Annotated in this window: 1 protein-coding gene; it reads right to left on the reverse strand. The window is 74.9% G+C overall.

Annotated elements, in window-relative coordinates; translation table 11 throughout:
- Nucleotides 1–57: 57 nt before the first annotated feature.
- A complete protein-coding gene (locus tag FGF04_RS37185; RefSeq protein WP_149515812.1) occupies nucleotides 58–1,203 on the reverse strand; it encodes an LLM class flavin-dependent oxidoreductase in 1,146 nt (381 codons plus the stop codon).
- Nucleotides 1,204–1,285: the final 82 nt, after the last annotated feature.

A 1,285-nucleotide genomic window follows, 5' to 3' on the forward strand; every position in this document is an offset into this window, starting at 1 on the left:
GACAGGGACAGGCAGAGGGCGGCGGCGAGGCGGGGAGTCCGGGGGCGCTCCCGCCGGTCAGCTCGCGAAGGGGACCTGCGCCGCGGCGGCAGGCCGGGCGGCGAAGGGGTGCTCCCACAGGCCCTGCGCGGCGAGCCGGGGCAGGACGCCCTCGCCGAACCAGTACGCCTCCTCCAGGTGCGGGTAGCCGGAGAGCACGAACTCGTCGATTCCCAGGCGGTGGTACTCGGCGATGCGCTCGGCGACCTCTTCGTGGCTGCCGACCAGGGCGGTGCCCGCGCCGCCGCGCACCAGGCCGATGCCGGCCCAGAGGTTCGGGTATATCTCCAGTCCGTCGCTGCTGCCGCCGCCGTGCAGGGCGAGCATGCGCCGCTGCCCCTCGGACTCGCTGCGGGCGAGCCCGGCCTGGACGGACCTCACGGTCTCCGGGTCGAAGCCGGCCAGCAGCCGCCGCGCCTCCGCCCAGGCCTGCTCGGAGGTGTCGCGCGCGATGACGTGCAGCCGGATGCCGAACCGGACGGTGCGGCCCTCCTTCTCCGCCAGCCCGCGCACCCACGCGATCTTCCCGGCCACCTGCTCGGGCGGCTCGCCCCAGGTGAGGTAGGCGTCCACGTGCTTGGCGGCGATCTCCCCGGCGATCGGCGAGGACCCGCCGAAGTACACCTCGGGCACCGGGTCGGGCACCCGGGCCAGGCGGGCGTCCTCGACCTTGAGGAACTCGCCGTCCAGGTCGACGCTCCCGCCCTGCCACAGGCCCCGCACGATCTCCAGGAACTCCCCGGTGCGGCGGTAGCGGGCGTCCTTGTCGAGGAAGTCGCCGTACGCGCGCTGCTCGTGGCTCTCGCCGCCGGTGACGACGTTGAGCAGGAGCCGGCCGCCGGACTGGCGCTGGAAGGTGGACGCCATCTGCGCGGCGAGCGTCGGGGAGACGAAGCCGGGCCGGAAGGCGACCAGGAACTTCAGCCGCTCCGTGTTCTGGCTGACCATCGCGGTGGTCAGCCAGGCGTCCTCGCACCAGGCCCCGGTGGGCGTCAGCGCGCCGACGAAGCCGAGGTCCTCGGCGGCGCGGGCGATCTGGCTCAGGTAGGCGACCGTCGGCGGCCGGTCCCGGCCGGACGCGGTGACCGCGGTGCCGTGGCCGCCCCCGACGACGTCGCGGCTGTCGCCGTTGGTGGGCAGGAACCAGTGGAAGGTGAGGGACACGGGCGCGTTCTCCGATCGGGGCGCGAGAGGACGTACGGGGTGCGGGCGCCGGTACGGGCGCGGACGCAGGTACGGGGGCGGG

Origin of the sequence: Streptomyces apricus (assembly GCF_008369065.1) — a bacterium.
Classification (GTDB): Bacteria; Actinomycetota; Actinomycetes; order Streptomycetales; family Streptomycetaceae; genus Streptomyces; species Streptomyces apricus.